The following is a 16,900-nucleotide window of genomic DNA, read 5'->3' on the forward strand; positions in this document are numbered from 1 at the left end:
AATACGAATTACTGTGCGCTTTGATATAGTTACACTTTTTCCTGACTGTTTTACCTCGGTTTTAAATTCTGGACTGTTGGGTAAAGCCTTAGCTAAACAGATTGCCCAAGTCAATCTGGTTAATCCCAGAGATTTTACCACCGATAAGCACCACAAGGCTGATGATGAGCCCTACGGTGGTGGTGTGGGGATGTTGTTAAAGCCAGAACCCATTTTTGCTGCTGTAGAGTCTCTACCCACTCTACCCCGGAGAGAAATTATTTTAATGAGTCCCCAAGGTCAAACCATAAATCAACACCTCTTCAAAGAATTGGCTAAAAATTATGACCAGCTAGTAGTGATCTGCGGGCATTATGAAGGAGTAGATGAGAGGGTACTGCATTTAGTCACACGTGAAGTATCTTTAGGAGATTTTATTCTTACTGGTGGCGAAATTCCTTCAATGGCATTGCTCAATGGTGTGGTCAGACTTCTACCAGGTACTGTAAGCAAAGTTGAGTCCCTCAAAGCAGAAAGTTTTGAAGAAGGCTTACTAGATTATCCCCAGTACACTCGCCCGGCAAATTTTCGCGGATGGAAAGTACCTGACGTTTTGCTGTCTGGAAATCATGCCGAAATTGCTCGCTGGCGACATGAACAACAAATCAAAAGAACAGGCGATCGCCGTCCCGATTTGCTCGAACAATGGCAAAAAAATCACCATACCAGCAATGGGGAAAAAATACCCGCAGACAATAAACTTGCCAACGACCAATGACCACTGAATCACAACTAAACACTCAAAACTATGAACATTCGTATTGGTAACGGCTACGATATCCACAGGTTAGTCAGCGATCGCCCTTTAATTTTAGGAGGAATCCCCATTCCCCACTCCCTCGGTTTACTAGGGCACAGTGACGCTGATGTACTAACTCACGCCATTATGGATGCCATGTTAGGGGCATTATCCTTGGGGGATATTGGCCATTATTTTCCTCCTACAGATCCTCAATGGGCAGGAGCCAATAGTTTGCTGCTATTAACTCAAGTACATCAGCTCATTAAAGACCAAGGTTGGCACATAGGCAATATTGACTCGGTAGTAGTCGCAGAACGTCCCAAATTGAAACCACATATTGAAAAAATGCGGGATAAGTTAGCCACTGTCCTAGAATTACCACCTAATCAAATTGGCATCAAAGCTACCACTAACGAAAAGTTAGGTCCCGTTGGTCGAGAAGAAGGTATATGTGCTTACGCTGTTATTTTATTACTAGCCAATGATTAATCAAGTTATCTAGTCAAAAATCAGCATACTCAATTACTTAGAATAATCAAAATCATGCCAATTATCAACAGCCTTTACATCCAGTTGGGATGAAGTATTTCACCATAACACAGGATTCTCTGGACTTGGTTACATTCAACTAATGATAATAAACGAAAAAGGATGAGCTTAATTAAAAAAATCTCTAATTACAACAAACATTTTTGGTTACTAATCAGTATAATTGCCTTGACAGCAATTACAATCACAAGTTGCCACCCGTCTAACTTTAAAAGTAAATCTGCTCAAATACCGCAATTAGTAACCAGCATTCTGAGTGACCCGAAAACCTTTAACTACGCCCTCAGTTCAGAATTTCCTAATATTTTTAGTTTAACTTACGAAGGATTAACTATCCAAAATCCCATCACTGGTGATATCGAGCCAAACTTAGCAGAATCATGGGAAACTACAGATGATAACTTGGGATTTATCTTTACTCTCAGATCAGGTTTAAAGTGGTCTGATGGACAACCACTAACAGTAGATGATGTTGTTTTTACCTACAACGAAATTTACCTGAACGAAGCAATTCCCACAGACGCTAGAGATATTCTCAGGATTGGTGAAAGTCGATCATTACCTAATGTACAAAAAATTGATAACCGACGGGTTAAATTCACCACTCCAGAACCATTTGCCCCTTTTTTAGGTAGTTTAGGAATACCAATTTTACCAGCCCATAGCCTCAAAGAATCTATCAAAACAAAAGACCAAGAAGGTAAGCCAATATTTCTCAGCAAGTGGGGCGTTGATACTCCTGTAGATGAAATTGTCGTCAATGGCCCCTACAAACTGGAGAGTTATCACACAAGTCAACGTGTAATTTTCCAACGTAACCCCTACTATTGGCGTCAAAGACTGGAAGGAGAATCTCAACCTTACATTGAACGAATAGTATGGCCTATTGTTGAATCCACAGATACTTCATTACTGCAATTTCGTTCTGGTAGTTTAGATACTATAGGAGTTACACCAGATTACTTTTCTTTGTTAAAAAAGCAAGAGAAACAAGGTAATTTCACAATCTACAACGGCGGCCCAGCCACCGGCACATCTTTTGTTTTCTTTAATCTCAACAAAGGTAAGAAAGACGGTAAACCACTGGTAAATCCCATTAAATCACGTTGGTTTAATACAGTTGAATTTCGCCAAGCAGTAGCTTATGCTATTGACCGTCAAACCATGATTAATAATACTTTTCGTGGCTTAGGTCAAACCCAAGATTCCCCAATCACCATACAAAGCCCCTTTTATCTTTCCCCAAAAGAAGGACTAAAAACTTATGATTACAACCCCGAAAAAGCTAAGGCATTGTTAAAGAAAGCTGGATTTCAATACAATGACCAAGGCAAACTATTAGATGCTCAAGGTAATAGCATTCGTTTCACTTTACTCACCAACGCAGGTAACAAAATACGCGAAGCAATGGGAGCGCAAATTAAACAAGATTTAGGCCAAATTGGTATGGAAGTTGATTTCACACCATTAGCATGGAATACTTACATAGATAAACTTTCTAATACTCTTGACTGGGATGCTTCATTACTAGGATTAACCGGTGGTTTAGAACCCAATAGCGGCGCTAACGTCTGGTCACCAGAAGGCGGATTACATATGTTTAATCAAAAACCCCAAGCTGGACAAAAACCCATAGAAGGTTGGGAAATCGCTCCTTGGGAAGCCAAAATCGGTCAACTTTACATCCAAGCAGCCAGGGAATTAGATCCAGCCAAACGAAAAGCAATTTATGCCGAAACCCAGAAAATTACCCAAGAAAATTTACCCTTCATTTATTTAGTTAACCCTTACTCATTATCAGCAGTGCGTAATAAGTTTACAGGTATTCAATACTCAGCTTTAGGCGGCGCATTTTGGAATATTCATGAGATCAAGATTATTAATTAAGCAATATAAAAACACAAGACTATTTTACGAACTACCGTGACTAACCCTGAAAACTTGCGATCGCTTCTTCAATCAGTTGCCAATGGTAAACTGACCCCAGACCAAGCCTTAGACTCACTCAAAGATTTAACCTATGAACCAGTGGGTGAATTTGCGAAAATTGACCACCATCGCCAACTCAGAACTGGTTTTCCTGAAGTAATTTGGGGTCCAGGTAAAACTCCCAAACAAATCGCTCAGATTATAGAGGTAATGCGTCTCCGTAACCCGGTAGTAATGGCAACCCGCATCGAACCCGCAGTTTACAATGTACTGCAACTCAAAATTCCAGATTTACGGTATTACGAACTAGCGCGCATTTGCGCCATTACTCCCCTAAACATCCAACCAAAAATTGGCGGATTAATTGGTATTCTCTCTGCTGGTACTGCGGATTTAGCCGTAGCTGAGGAAGCAGCTGTCACAGCAGAACTGTCTGGGTTTCGTGTCCAGCGTCTTTGGGATGTGGGTGTTGCTGGAATTCACCGCTTACTAAGTAATCGCCATGTCATTGAATCATCATCAGTTCTCATCGTCGTCGCCGGTATGGAAGGCGCTTTACCCAGCGTCGTCGCAGGTTTAGCAGATTGTCCCATAATTGCTGTTCCTACTAGCATCGGTTATGGGGCGAATTTTAGTGGTTTAGCCCCCCTATTAACAATGCTGAATTCCTGTGCAGCTGGTGTAGGTGTAGTGAATATCGACAATGGATTTGGTGCTGCTGTCTTAGCTGGACAAATTTTGCGAACAGCTGAGAAATTACGGATGTTGTCCGGTACACCTTGAGTTGTTGCTGTAGAGTAGTTTCTTCCAGAGTAGAAAAGACAAGACACAATAGTAACATCACTGAGAATAATTACCCGTTCCCTAAGATGAAAATTACCTGTTGAAAAGTTATAAAACAACCTCTAAGCTACATCCTTGATGGTATTATGAATAATAGATAATAATTCCTCAAATACAACAGCTTTAAACTCTTGATTATTCATGAATTCCATAAAGATTTCTTGATTAGCTTCCATAGGTTCAATTAATGGATTTTCTGGACGTTTTTCTAGAGCCGGAGTAAGATTTTCTTTAGTATTAACTTCTGAAGTAATTTTACAAAGTGGGATTCACAAATTGACGACCATGAAAAGCAAAAATTGCATTACGCAATAAATCCAGAGACAAAGCACTGCAACCAGAAACGTTGAATGTTGATACAAAACTTTACATTGTTGATTATAATAAGTCTACAAAGCGTGAAATTGTCAACATAACATTATGTCCTAAAACCAATGAATATAGCGAATTTTATCTAATAGTGTGTTTCCCCATTGTTGAGGAATACATGAAAGCTGTAAAATGAGATAAGCTATCAAACTCACATATATTTGTATCGTAATGCTATTGACGTTCTTGGTAATTAATTTGTCAAGCTTTAAGTGCATTTTTAAAACTTCCACAACAATTGGACTAACCAAGGGAATTGATAAATATCTCTGATTTCATCATCACTAACTGCGGCTTCTCCAGACCCAGGTAAATTAGTTACTAAACGAAACTCAGTTTTCGTTTCTAAATCACAAAAGTTAACTACCCTATAGGCTTGAGCATCATCAGATGCACCAATTTTAACTAAGTCAGTTGATTCTTCAAATTCTAGTTTCCAATTATTCTTTATTTGCAGAACAAAATATTTTTTCTCCTGAACTAATTCTCGAATAAATTTTAATCCAGCGAACTCTCTATCTATTACTCCTACAGCATTTTCTGGTAAATTTGATATCATTGTTGAGCGGAATTTATAATCATGTTTATTCCCAAAGTTTATGAGGTTATCTTCTGGACTTCCTGTAGCTAAATTCAGCGAACTAAAAAGTTTGACTTGGTGATGACCTAGCACCTATAAAAACTTACTTGTCAATGTAATAATTGTCGAATCAATTGGAAAAATAGCATATTTATCATGTAATTTTTTGTGAGTTTTACTTTGTACTAACTCGTTTAATTTTTTATAAATTTCTTGGAATGGTTTTTGACTGCGATGGAAGTTGGCTTTGGAAAAAGTAGAAATATCTACTTCAAACCCCGTATCATTAAGTCTCTTAAATAAATCTCGCATACTTGTGAGGCTATTATCCAATAGATAAGATAGCCAAAACTCAAAGAACAGAGGGCTGTTCAATACTGGATAATCCTTTTTAGGCAGTTTGCTCAAGATATATTTGACAATTTTGGGAAATGAGTTTGTAATTACCGCTGATTAAGATATTCTAATACTTCGCCCAAAACTTAACATACTTTGGGTTATTTTTATCAGCTTTTTGTTAACATTCAATACTTATGAGCACTAATATTTGATTTATAAAAAAAACTGTGAGATAATAGTAATAAATACAAATAAAATTAGGAAGCAAAAGCAATGTAAATTTTATCAGTATTCCTCATGGTCGATTTATCCAACAATTAGAATATAAAGCTAAACTTCTTGGAATTAAGGTGAAACGAATAATGTAGTTTTCTGAATTTCAACCCATCAAAAAGCATGGGCAATATTTAGGCAAAATAATTAAGATTAAGAGACGTAGATTTAGGTCGAAATCTGGGAAAAATATTCAACAGATTTAAACAATTCCCTAAATATATCAAGAAAGGTAGTCGGGGATTCTATCTTTGATAGAAACTCAATAGACGGGCTTGTAGTTAGCCCGGTAATGTTTACACCTTACAAAACTAGAAATATAGTCAAATATTTCTAGTAACTATTCATCAATGACCACTCCCCATTACCCTGATAATTTATGACCAAAGAACAAACCTGGAGTCAACGATTTGAATCAGCATTGCATCCGGCCATCGCTCGTTTTAATGCTAGTATCGGCTTCGATATCGAACTAATCGAGTACGATATCACTGGCTCTCAAGCCCACGCCAAAATGTTAGCCCACACAAGTATTATTTCCCCTATAGAAGGTGAACAACTTGTAGCAGGTTTAGAACAAATTCGCCAAGAACACCGCCAAGGCAAATTTAATCCGGGGATTGATGCGGAAGATGTACATTTTGCCGTGGAACGGCGATTGACAGAAATTGTTGGTGATGTAGGTAAAAAACTCCATACTGCGCGCTCACGTAATGACCAAGTTGGCACTGATACCAGACTTTATCTCCGCGACCAAATTCAAGAAATCCGTAGCCAACTGCGGGAATTCCAAAATGTATTGCTGGATATAGCCCAACAGCACATTGAAACTCTAATTCCCGGTTATACTCACCTACAACGCGCCCAACCCGTGAGTTTAGCTCATCACCTCTTAGCCTACTTCCAAATGGCACAACGGGACTGGGAACGCCTCAGAGATATAACCCCAAGGGTGAACATTTCCCCCCTGGGTTGTGGTGCATTAGCAGGAACAACTTTCCCCATTGACAGACATTACACAGCCCAACTGTTGAATTTTGACAATATTTATGCTAACAGCTTAGATGCAGTCAGCGATCGCGACTTTGCAATTGAATTTCTCTGTGCTGCTAGCTTAATTATGGTTCACCTCAGCCGTCTTGCAGAAGAAGTTATTCTTTGGTCATCTGAAGAATTTGGTTTTGTCACCCTCAAAGATAGCTGCGCCACTGGTTCCAGCATTATGCCTCAAAAGAAAAACCCAGACGTACCAGAATTGGTTCGAGGAAAAACTGGGCGGGTGTTTGGTCATCTCCAAGCAATGCTGGTAATTATGAAAGGTCTACCTCTGGCATATAACAAAGACCTTCAAGAAGATAAAGAAGGTTTATTTGACAGCGTTAACACCATTAAAGCCTCTTTGGCAGCAATGACAATATTGTTGCAGGAAGGCTTGGAATTTCGCACCCACCGTTTAGCAGCAGCCGTAGCTGAAGATTTCTCCAATGCTACAGATGTAGCAGATTATTTAGCTGCTAAGGGTGTGCCTTTCCGAGAAGCTTATAATCTTGTAGGCAAAGTAGTAAAAACCAGTATTGCCGCAGGTAAACTCTTGAAAGATTTGACCCCAGAAGAATGGCAACAACTGCACCCAGCATTTGCCACAGATATCTACGAAGCAATATCTCCCCGTCAAGTTGTAGCAGCACGCAACAGTTACGGTGGCACAGGTTTTGCACAGGTCAATCAGGCAATTGCTACAGCCCGCGCTCAAATAACTGAATAAAAACTGGCATCAGCCAAAAAATCCCGGATAAATGGTTTGACCATGAATGGCTACCCAAATAGTGCGCGAGGAATTTATCTTCGCGCATTGCTTGATAGGCCTTAGTCCAGAGAGAATCTCAACCTATGTATTTGTTGACCTTAAGTTAGCGAAAAAGTATCGGCTTACTCAGTATCAGCTGCTGCTGCCTCTTCTTCTTCCTCACCCTTGGGAGATCTTTGTTGGAACCTTCTCTGCATTCTTCCTGTAGTAGTTCGTTTACGAAACTTTCTGGCATACGCCTGGTTCCGTAGCGCCTTTTCTTTTTTCGGGTTACGGCGCTTGGCCATATTCACCTCATTTAATAAACAACAAAAAAGTCTAACTAGGAATCACATAAGCCATATCAGCTACTTATGATGTCATTGATATACTTTTGGCCTAGTTTCAGCAATCTACATATTTAACAATATACTAGTCTATCGTATTCAATTTATTTACGTCAATACTACTCAGAATCATTTATCTCATCCCAAGCTATTTTTTGGTCAATTGGTCTGGGTAACATATTACGGATTTTCTGAATTTACATCGAAACAATGTAAATTATCCAGCTTAAAAAATTGTATAAATTAATACAATTTTTTAAAATTTTTGGCAATAAATCAGAAGCTTGATATACTATACGGAAGTTATTAACATCAAATCCTCAACTACGGACATATTTGTGTTACAAAAAAATCAATCGTATAATGAGCAGCTTTATGTAAGTAGTGGGAAATTAGAAAAAACAATAGGCATATATAAGTTAAGTTTGAACGTTAATGCTTTCTTGAGGAGAATTTTCCAATCTACACGTAACTTGTGGCGTGTAGGACAAACAGTATTGGGTATCATTTTCCGTCATCCCATTACTGGCGCTAGTATCATTCCCATCTTGCCAGACGGCCGAATTGTACTGATTAAGCGGCGCGATGATGGCTGTTGGGCATTACCTGGAGGCATGGTCGACTGGGGGGAAGATATTCCTCAAACAGTCTACCGAGAATTGATAGAAGAAACTGGATTGGAGTTAGTAAAAATTACCCGTTTGGTAGGAGTTTACTCGTCACCTGACCGTGATCCTCGCATTCATTCAATATGTATTGTAGTTGAAGCAAAAGTTCAAGGAAAAATGGAAATTCAAGATAGCTTAGAAGTTATGGAAATCCAAGCTTTTCTTCCTGACTCTTTACCCCCGGGAAAAATGTCTCATGACCACACTAGGCAGTTGCAAGACTACTTGAATGGCTTGACGACACTGGCGTAAAAATGTTTTGAATTTGACATTTAACGTTGAATAAAAATCGATACCCTATTCCGTAATTCCCGGAAGAAACTTTTTCAATGGCTGTTATTTTGGCGACAAAGTGGGGTGGGCATCCCTGCATTTTTTTTTACATGGTGCTTGGAATGATAGCGGCCAGTGGGTATCAGTCATTGATTCATTATCTGATAATTTTCATTTTCTAGTACCAGATTTATTAGAGTTTGGTGAGTCAGAAAATCCTGATTTTCATCACTCAATTGATTTACAGGCAGAGTGGATTTCTGAATTTATTAAAGCTCTGCGACTCAAAAAAGTATACTTATTGGGCTATTCTCTTGGCGCTTGGATTGCAGCTAGCTATGCTTTAAAATATCCAGACGAAGTTAGTGGTTTAGTCTTACTAGCGCCAGAAGGTGTAGGCACAGAAGGAGAAAAAAGATATTGGCGGAAAATGCAAAAAATAATGAGAATTACACGAATAATCTCACAAATATTCCAAATATTTGCACCTTTATGTAAAATTACCAGCTTAAAAGACAAAATCGACAAACATTTTAATTTGCGTAGGCAATTGTTAGAAAATTCTGCCGCATGTCAATTATTATTCCAAAGGCAGCAGTGAGAAATCGAAGCAGAATTACTACATTAAAGATTGCACCTCATGCAGGTTCAAGTTTTAATTTTGCAAGGCCGGCAAGACTCACTAGATGTGGTAGTTCAAGGTCATACCTACACTAAACTTTTGCCTCAAGTTGAGTTAAAAATTAGTGCCCAGGCTGGCAATGATTTACCTGTTTTTTGTGATGGAATTGTAGCTAGATATATCCATAGTTTTGTCATGGCTAATTTGAATTTTGTAGTCAATTAGCGATGTGTTTTTTACAAGGATTAACTTTAATTGGCATTTCCTAAGCAAATCTCCAATTTTTTACTTTTAAGACTAGTAATTACCAACTATCAATCAAGAATTAAACTGACTATTTCCCACATACCCCAAAAAGTTAAGTTTGGTTCCAAAATTAAATTCTCTGCAATTTCCGGAAACAGAAATCTTAGATGTCTTACCACTAAAATGGCATCCCCACCTTTAAGAACAATTTTGCTTTCAGGAAATAACTGCCACCAAGCGGCAATAAAATCCTTAATTCCAGCTAACACAGTGTAAATAATTCCACTTTGAATCGCCTCTTGTGTATTTAGGCTAAAGCGTCGAGGTAAAGACATAATCTCGGTTTTTACCTGTGGCAATTGTCCTGTTTTTTCACTGAGAGTAGTAAACTGTAAACCTATACCCGGCATAATTGCACCCCCAACTAAAGACTGATGACCATCTGCACCTGTAAAAGTTAGTGCAGTCCCAGCATCAATGACTAGCATCGGAAAACCCCAAGTTTTTCCAGCTCCCCACAAAGCTAAGGCCCGGTCAATTCCCAAAGTAGGATACATATTCAATAGCGGGATTTGCTCCAAAGCAATCACACGTACATGAGGATGAGTTTGCCAAAGCTTTGTTTGATGGGGAACAACGGAAGCTAAAAAAATAGGAGTATGAAAAGAGATTTTTTCGCCTACTTCCCTAGAGATACTGAAATGCAAAAGTTCTGCTGGTAAATCATTTATTGTTTGACATTCACTCAAATGGTCAGTATCCCAAGTGTAATCCAGGCTTTTATCTCTAAATAACCCCCAGTGCAGCCGGGAATTACCAATTTCCAAAGCTAACCAAATATTCTCTCTCTTTCCTCTGCCTATTTTTGGTTTCACACTCCCTACTTTGCGAAGTATATTCGCACCCCCATTTAAGTCAGCGTTAATAACTTTTCCTGTTTCAGTTTCCACTTGATACCCACCCTTCAGGTTTTGCGCCGAAAATGGCCAGAAAATCACCATCTAAAAAACTAGCTTTACTGGTGTGGGATTCCTCTGATTCAACAAATTTCGTGGAATAGTACTCACAGAGTTCCTTGACCAGTTCCTGACTCTAAAGCCTGGCGTCTCCCATTTCATCCCCTGTCCAAAGCACAAAGTACCCAACTACGTTCCTGCTTCTGGTAGGACTTTCACCCTCCTGCTAAAGTATGGTAACAATAGAATCAGAGGAAAATATACTCATTGTGTCAAGGAGGGCAACTATGGTAGCACTTACCGAAAAAACAGCAAAACGGCTCACCATAGAGACTGTGGAAATTGCTCAAGAAACCACGGCAATTCGTTCTTTAGACTGGGATCGCGATCGCTTTGATATAGAATTCGGTCTGCAAAACGGTACAACTTATAACTCGTTTCTAATTCGCGGTGAGCAAACTGGCCTAGTTGACACCTCTCACGCAAAGTTTCGCGAGTTATATTTTAATACCCTCACAGGATTAATCAATCCCAGAGAAATTGATTATCTGATTATTAGCCATACCGAGCCTGATCATAGCGGCTTAGTCAAAGATTTGCTGGAAATGGCTCCAGAAATTACAGTTGTCGCTTCTAAAGTAGCAATCCAGTTTCTAGAAAGTTTATTACATCGGCCATTCAAACGCCAAATAGTCAAAAATGGCGATCGCTTAGATTTAGGCCATGGTCACGAATTTGAATTTGTCATCGCCCCAAATCTACACTGGCCAGACACCATATTCAGCTTCGATCACAAAACCAAAATTCTCTACACATGTGATGCTTTTGGGCTGCATTATTGCTCGGATAGTACCTTTGACAAAGATTTGGCAAAAATCGAAGCGGACTTTAAATATTACTATGACTGCTTAATGGGTCCCAATGCCAGATCAGTTTTATCCGCACTCAAGCGCATGGCAGAACTGAAAACCATCAATATCATAGCCACTGGTCACGGACCCCTATTATCTTACAATATCCAAGAGTTAACCGGACGTTACCGCACTTGGAGCCAAAGCCAAACCAAAGCAGAAAACTGTGTGGGGATATTTTACGTCTCAGAATACGGTTATAGTGATCGCCTCGCCCAAGCAATTGCCAAAGGTATCAGTAAAACTGATGTAGCCGTAGAAATCTTGGACTTAAGCTCAGGAGTAGATTTACAAGAACTGCGGGAATTAGTCAGCCGTTGTACAGGAATCGTGGTCGGTACACCTCCAGCAGCAAGTAATGCCAATATCCAAGCTGCACTCAGCACTATTCTGGGATCTGTCAAAGAAAAACAAGCCATAGGCATATTTGAAACGGGCGGTGGAGACGACGAACCCATAGACCCCCTACTGAATAAATTTCGCAACTTCGGATTAACAACAGTTTTCCCCCCCATTCGCATTAAGCAAACACCCACAGAAAACACTTACCAACTTTGTGAAGAAGCAGGCACAGACCTAGGACAATGGGTAACACGCGATCGCAGCATCAAGGCCATGAAATCCCTGGGTGTAGACTTAGATAAAGCACTAGGTAGAATTAGTGGGGGACTATATATTATCACTGCCAAAAAAGGCGACGTTTCCAGCGCCATGTTGGCCTCATGGGTTTCTCAAGCCAGCTTCAAGCCCCTGGGACTATCCATAGCCGTAGCCAAAGACCGAGCCATTGAATCACTCATGCAAGTAGGCGATCGCTTTGTCCTCAACGTCTTGGAGGAAGGTAACTACCAAAAACTCATGAGACACTTCTTAAAGCGCTTCGCTCCCGGTGCAGATCGCTTTGAAGGTGTGAAAACTCAGCCAGCCGAAAACGGCGCACCCATCCTCACAGATGCCCTAGCCTACATGGAATGTGAAGTTGTCAGTAGAATGGACTGTGGCGACCATTGGGTAGTATACAGCAACGTTTACCAAGGACGAGTTTCTAAACCAGAAGCACTCACCGCTGTCCATCATCGTAAAGTCGGTAACCATTACTAATTCCTCATGCCTCTGAAAGAGGCACCGCTCGCTAACTGAATTCGTAATTACGAATTACGAATTCTCCTTATTCCTCATACCCAAAGGCTATGTCAACAAGCAAACCCCGCGACGTTCAAATCCTTCCCATTGCTACCAACACGACAGCAGTGCGATCGCGTAGTTGGTCAAGACTGAGATTTGAAATTGAATATGCCCTTGCCAAAGGTACAACTGCTAATTCTTATATAATTCAAGCTGATAAAATTGCTCTAATTGACCCTCCAGGAGAAACATTTACCCAAATTTACCTGGCAGCTTTGCAGAAACGGATTGACTTAAAAACCATTGATTATGTAATTCTTGGTCATATCAATCCTAACCGCATCGCCACTATTAAAGCTTTATGGAAACTTGCACCCCAAGTGACCTTTGTCTGTTCCAATCCGGGGGCTAAAAATTTACGCACCGCTTCAGAAAATCAAGACTTACCAATAATGGTCATGCGGGGGGAAGAAACTCTCAATTTGGGTAAAGGTCATAATTTACAGTTCATTCCCACCCCCAACCCCCGTTATCCAGATCACCTTTGCACCTATGATCCACAAACAGAAATTCTCTACTCAGATAAACTATTTGGGGCTCATATTTGCGGAGATCAGGTATTTGATGAAGGCTGGGAAAGCATTAACGAAGACCGACGATATTATTTCGATTGCCTCATGGCTCCCCACCCCCGGCAAATAGAAACAGCACTAGATAAAATCGCTGATTTACCCATCAGAGTCTATGCCACTGGACATGGCCCCATAGTGCGTTATGGCTTAATCGAACTCACCAAAGCTTATTACCAATGGATTTCCTCAGCTGCATGTGACTTGACAGTAGCACTGATTTATGCATCAGCCTATGGAAATACCGCCACTTTAGCACAAGCCATCGCTCATGGTATTACCAAAGCAGGCGTAGCAGTAGAATCAATCAACTGTGAATTTACAGAACCAGAAGAAATCCGCACAGCCGTAGAAAAATCTGCTGGTTTCATTATCGGTTCACCCACCCTTGGCGGCCACGCCCCCACACCAGTACAAACAGCCCTAGGAATAGTTCTATCTACCGCCACTAACAATAAACTTGCCGGTGTCTTCGGTTCTTTTGGCTGGAGTGGAGAAGCAGTAGATTTAATAGAAAACAAACTCAAAGACGCAGGCTACAAATTCGGTTTTGATACCATTCGTGTCAAATTTAAACCCAACGATGTCACCTTACAAATGTGTGAAGAAGCAGCAACCGACTTTGCCCAAGGGTTGAAAAAAGCCAAAAAAGTTCGAGTACCCAGTCTTCCAGCTACAAATTTAGAACAAGCAGTGGGTCGCATCGTCGGTTCCCTTTGCGTCGTTACAGCCAAAGAAGGCGACATATCCAGTGCCATGTTAGCCTCATGGGTTTCTCAAGCTAGCTTTAATCCACCTGGTTTAACTATAGCCGTGGCTAAAGACCGGGCATTAGAAATGCTTATGCACTCAGGTAATAAGTTTGTCCTGAACATTCTCCAAGAAGGCAATCACATCGGCTTGATGAAACAGTTCCTCAAACCTTTTGGCCCTGGAGAAGACCGATTTGCCAATGTCCCCGCCGAAAAATCTGAAAACGGCGCACCCATCCTCACAGATTCCCTAGCATACCTAGAATGTTCTGTGCAAACCCGAATGGAATCTGGTGATCACTGGATCGTGTATGCAACCGTAGACAGTGGCAAAGTTTTAAAATCAGATGGTGTCACAGCCGTCCATCAACGCAAAACGGGAAGTCACTATTAATTTCCTCCCCATTACCCTTAAATTCTCTTTTCTAAATATTGACCAATCATCAACTGCTCACCAGCACGAGAAATAATTGTTTGTCTGGTCCGATATTTACTCCCAATCAACTTTAACTCCTCCTCAAAGACTGAACCGTTATACTCAGTTCGCAAACATAATGTTTTAGTGTTGGAGAAATAATATTTAGCCGTAACTGGTTTAGAAGTAGCAAAACCGCGATCGCGATACAAAATATTACCCGAGACCCCAAATAGTGTCGAACCTTGAGACTCCTTTCTACCCTTTAGGACATTTCTACTGTCCCAGGTAACCTCTGCACCACAAATTAAACTCATGGACTTTGCCAAATCGTGCATCTGACCGAGATTTTGCAATTCATCACATCCTTCTGTTAAAAACCGGATAGTGATTAGACTTTCCATTTCCTTCGTTTCACCCTCTGGCAAAGTATAGTAGCGTCTTTCAGAGCGCCACTGACCAACTGATTCTTGAAAAAACTCTGCAATCTGGGATTCATTAACGGTTTGTGCAAATTTTAGCGGTGAAGTCACTCTTAATTGTCCTCGCCTGAGCAAAAATTAGAATTACCCATATAATACATCGAGATAAAACACAATGTTTAGTTATAAATTTTAATGATATCCAAAGATACCATCAAATTTGCAGTATTATGTATATTTATGTAAAAATAAGTTTTATAAGTTTATGTTGCTTAATTTGCCACCAGAAATCTCAAAAATTCCTGGAAATCACTATTCTCAATTAATAAACCAAGGAGTAAAAACTAGCTCACGAGCAAAGAGTTATACTTAGAACGTAATTTTCATCAGTGTTAAAAAATATTTACTTGTTGCATAAGCAACATAATAGTAAATATTCGATAGACTCAAACAATCAACAAAAAAGCAAAACAAGCTATCAGAGGACCTTGATGTATTTATGCTTCTAAAAAGTTACTGATATCTACCTCACATTACCTTCAAATACACAAGCCCTTGCAGCCAATAACTACCCATAAAAGGCAAAATAAATGATTTTGGAGAAAAAAATGCCTAAGAAACAGGCACAATTACCAAGCTATCAAGGCTCCTTAAATCAGGTAATTAATTGCCAATTACATTCAACTTCACCAACAAAACAAACAACACAAACAGCTAATAGTCCCTTGTCCATACGAGTCTTACTCATTACTTATTTACTAGGTATTGGACTATTGACCGTCAGTTGTACATCAATACCCAAACAATCTGCTCAAGCCCAACCTCAACAACGCGGTCAAGGAGCAAATTCTAACAAAGCAACAGCCGTAGACGTAGCGATCGCCCGCACTGGCTTATTGCAACTCCAACCGACTTATACAGGTAATACCACACCATATCGCACCGTATCATTGCGATCGCAAGTAGAAGGAAGGTTATTAGCCTTGAACTTAGGCTTAGGCGACAAGGTGAAGCAAGGGCAAAAAGTCGGATTTTTAGATGATGCACTGTTATTAAAATCATTAAAACAAGCAGAAGCAGAACTAGCAGCCCTGAAATCAGAAGTAGCTAGGGCACAAACTCAAGTCAGTAATGCCCGTGCAGAAGTTGAAAAAGCGCGATTAGAACTAATCCAAGCCGAAGCAGACTCAAAACGACAACAAGAACTGTTTCAAGTCGGTGCCATTGCCCAACAAACCGCCGAACAAACACGCACCAAAGCAAAAACAGCACTCCAATCACTACGAGCAGCGGAAGAACGAGTACGCACAGAACAGCAAGCCGTCGCCGCCGCCCAAGGTAGAGTAATAGCACAACAAGCCGTAGTTGCTCAATTTCAGGAGCGCAGATCCTACGCTCGTTTAATCTCCCCCATCACAGGTGTAATTACACAAAGAATCACAGAACCAGGTAATTTACTCCAACCAGGAAACGAAGTCCTACAGATTGCCGACTTTAGCCGCATCAAAGTCGTAGTAGAAGTTTCCGAATTAGAACTGTCGCAAATTCAAATTGGACAATCCGTACAAGTCAGCTTGGATGCCTTCCCCAACGAATCATTAATTGGCAGAGTTACACGCATCTCTCCATCTGCCGATGCCATTGCTCGTTTAATTCCCGTAGAAATAGTAATTCCCAACAATAACAACAAAATAGGTAGTGGACTCCTGGCAAGAGTTAAATTTGAAACCCAAACATCACAGCGAGTAGTGGTATCAGCAGCAGCCATTCAAAAAGCAGCAAACAACAATAATTCTTCTCAGTCCAGAGAAGATACTAGTGGTAAAGTCTTCCTAATTACAGAAACAGAAGGTGAAACCAAAGCTACTGCCCGTGTTGTTACTTTAGGTAATAAAGCCGATGGCAAAGTAGAAATTGTATCTGGCTTGCAAGCCGGGGAACGTTACATTGCCCGTAGTAGTAGACCATTACAAGAGGGTGAACCTGTAGTTCTTTCCGCCTTATCAGAAACAATCGAATCAACCTCCGGAAACATTAAAAATTAAAAGCCCAGAACGAACCCAAGATTCTTAATTAGGAATTAGG

General features: G+C 40.3%; 14 protein-coding genes and 1 pseudogene. 11 read left to right on the forward strand and 4 right to left on the reverse strand.

Going from position 1 to position 16,900, the window contains the following annotated elements:
- The first annotated feature begins 13 nt into the window (after window positions 1-13).
- The 4 genes from trmD to larB all read left to right on the forward strand — a co-directional run bounded on the left by trmD (window position 14) and on the right by larB (window position 4,042).
- Window positions 14-757: a tRNA (guanosine(37)-N1)-methyltransferase TrmD gene (gene trmD / locus NWP25_RS14820; protein ID WP_280651543.1), complete on the forward strand. Its 744-nt coding sequence runs from the start codon at window positions 14-16 to the stop codon at window positions 755-757.
- A gap of 30 nt (window positions 758-787) precedes the next feature.
- A complete protein-coding gene (ispF, locus tag NWP25_RS14825) occupies window positions 788-1,270 on the forward strand; it encodes a 2-C-methyl-D-erythritol 2,4-cyclodiphosphate synthase (RefSeq protein WP_280651544.1) in 483 nt (160 codons plus the stop codon).
- A 162-nt stretch (window positions 1,271-1,432) separates the two neighbouring features.
- A complete protein-coding gene (locus NWP25_RS14830) occupies window positions 1,433-3,217 on the forward strand; it encodes an ABC transporter substrate-binding protein (protein ID WP_280688565.1) in 1,785 nt (594 codons plus the stop codon).
- A 36-nt stretch (window positions 3,218-3,253) separates the two neighbouring features.
- The gene (larB, locus tag NWP25_RS14835; RefSeq protein ID WP_280651546.1) at window positions 3,254-4,042 is read left to right on the forward strand and encodes a nickel pincer cofactor biosynthesis protein LarB; all 789 of its coding nucleotides are present in this window, start codon (window positions 3,254-3,256) and stop codon (window positions 4,040-4,042) included.
- Window positions 4,043-4,527: 485 nt separating this feature from the next.
- Here the strand turns inward: larB and NWP25_RS14840 are convergent.
- Window positions 4,528-5,495 (reverse strand): annotated as a pseudogene (locus NWP25_RS14840) (IS4 family transposase).
- A 547-nt stretch (window positions 5,496-6,042) separates the two neighbouring features.
- On the opposite strand from NWP25_RS14840, the gene argH reads away from it, so the two are divergent.
- Window positions 6,043-7,428, forward strand: a complete 1,386-nt coding sequence (argH, locus tag NWP25_RS14845; RefSeq protein WP_280657727.1) for an argininosuccinate lyase — start codon at window positions 6,043-6,045, stop codon at window positions 7,426-7,428.
- 164 nt (window positions 7,429-7,592) lie between these two features.
- Here the strand turns inward: argH and NWP25_RS14850 are convergent, their stop codons facing one another.
- Window positions 7,593-7,757: a hypothetical protein gene (locus NWP25_RS14850; protein ID WP_280651548.1), complete on the reverse strand. Its 165-nt coding sequence runs from the start codon at window positions 7,755-7,757 to the stop codon at window positions 7,593-7,595.
- A gap of 464 nt (window positions 7,758-8,221) precedes the next feature.
- On the opposite strand from NWP25_RS14850, the gene NWP25_RS14855 reads away from it, so the two are divergent.
- The 3 genes from NWP25_RS14855 to NWP25_RS18570 all read left to right on the forward strand — a co-directional run bounded on the left by NWP25_RS14855 (window position 8,222) and on the right by NWP25_RS18570 (window position 9,584).
- The gene (locus NWP25_RS14855) at window positions 8,222-8,716 is read left to right on the forward strand and encodes an NUDIX hydrolase (protein ID WP_280699683.1); all 495 of its coding nucleotides are present in this window, start codon (window positions 8,222-8,224) and stop codon (window positions 8,714-8,716) included.
- A 100-nt stretch (window positions 8,717-8,816) separates the two neighbouring features.
- On the forward strand, window positions 8,817-9,338 hold the full coding sequence (locus NWP25_RS18565) for an alpha/beta fold hydrolase (RefSeq protein WP_313958982.1): 522 nt from the start codon (window positions 8,817-8,819) through the stop codon (window positions 9,336-9,338).
- 39 nt (window positions 9,339-9,377) lie between these two features.
- Entirely contained in the window at window positions 9,378-9,584 is a 207-nt protein-coding gene (locus NWP25_RS18570; RefSeq protein WP_313958981.1) for a hypothetical protein, read from the forward strand.
- A gap of 89 nt (window positions 9,585-9,673) precedes the next feature.
- Here the strand turns inward: NWP25_RS18570 and NWP25_RS14865 are convergent, their stop codons facing one another.
- A complete protein-coding gene (locus NWP25_RS14865; RefSeq protein ID WP_280651609.1) occupies window positions 9,674-10,444 on the reverse strand; it encodes a pantothenate kinase in 771 nt (256 codons plus the stop codon).
- A gap of 404 nt (window positions 10,445-10,848) precedes the next feature.
- Between NWP25_RS14865 and NWP25_RS14870 the strand changes: the two genes are divergently transcribed.
- Both NWP25_RS14870 and NWP25_RS14875 read left to right on the forward strand, forming a co-directional pair.
- Window positions 10,849-12,573, forward strand: coding sequence for a diflavin flavoprotein (locus NWP25_RS14870; protein WP_280651549.1), 1,725 nt, complete (start codon window positions 10,849-10,851; stop codon window positions 12,571-12,573).
- An 89-nt stretch (window positions 12,574-12,662) separates the two neighbouring features.
- Window positions 12,663-14,372, forward strand: a complete 1,710-nt coding sequence (locus NWP25_RS14875) for a diflavin flavoprotein (RefSeq protein ID WP_280699684.1) — start codon at window positions 12,663-12,665, stop codon at window positions 14,370-14,372.
- 17 nt (window positions 14,373-14,389) lie between these two features.
- On the opposite strand, the gene NWP25_RS14880 is transcribed toward NWP25_RS14875, so the two are convergent.
- Window positions 14,390-14,926, reverse strand: coding sequence for a phycobiliprotein lyase (locus tag NWP25_RS14880; RefSeq protein WP_280651551.1), 537 nt, complete (start codon window positions 14,924-14,926; stop codon window positions 14,390-14,392).
- Between the two features lie 479 nt (window positions 14,927-15,405).
- On the opposite strand from NWP25_RS14880, the gene NWP25_RS14885 reads away from it, so the two are divergent.
- The gene (locus tag NWP25_RS14885) at window positions 15,406-16,860 is read left to right on the forward strand and encodes an efflux RND transporter periplasmic adaptor subunit (RefSeq protein ID WP_280651552.1); all 1,455 of its coding nucleotides are present in this window, start codon (window positions 15,406-15,408) and stop codon (window positions 16,858-16,860) included.
- Window positions 16,861-16,900 lie beyond the last annotated feature (40 nt).

The sequence above is a fragment of the Umezakia ovalisporum Ak1311 genome, assembly GCF_029891685.1.
Taxonomy (GTDB): Bacteria; Cyanobacteriota; Cyanobacteriia; order Cyanobacteriales; family Nostocaceae; genus Umezakia; species Umezakia ovalisporum.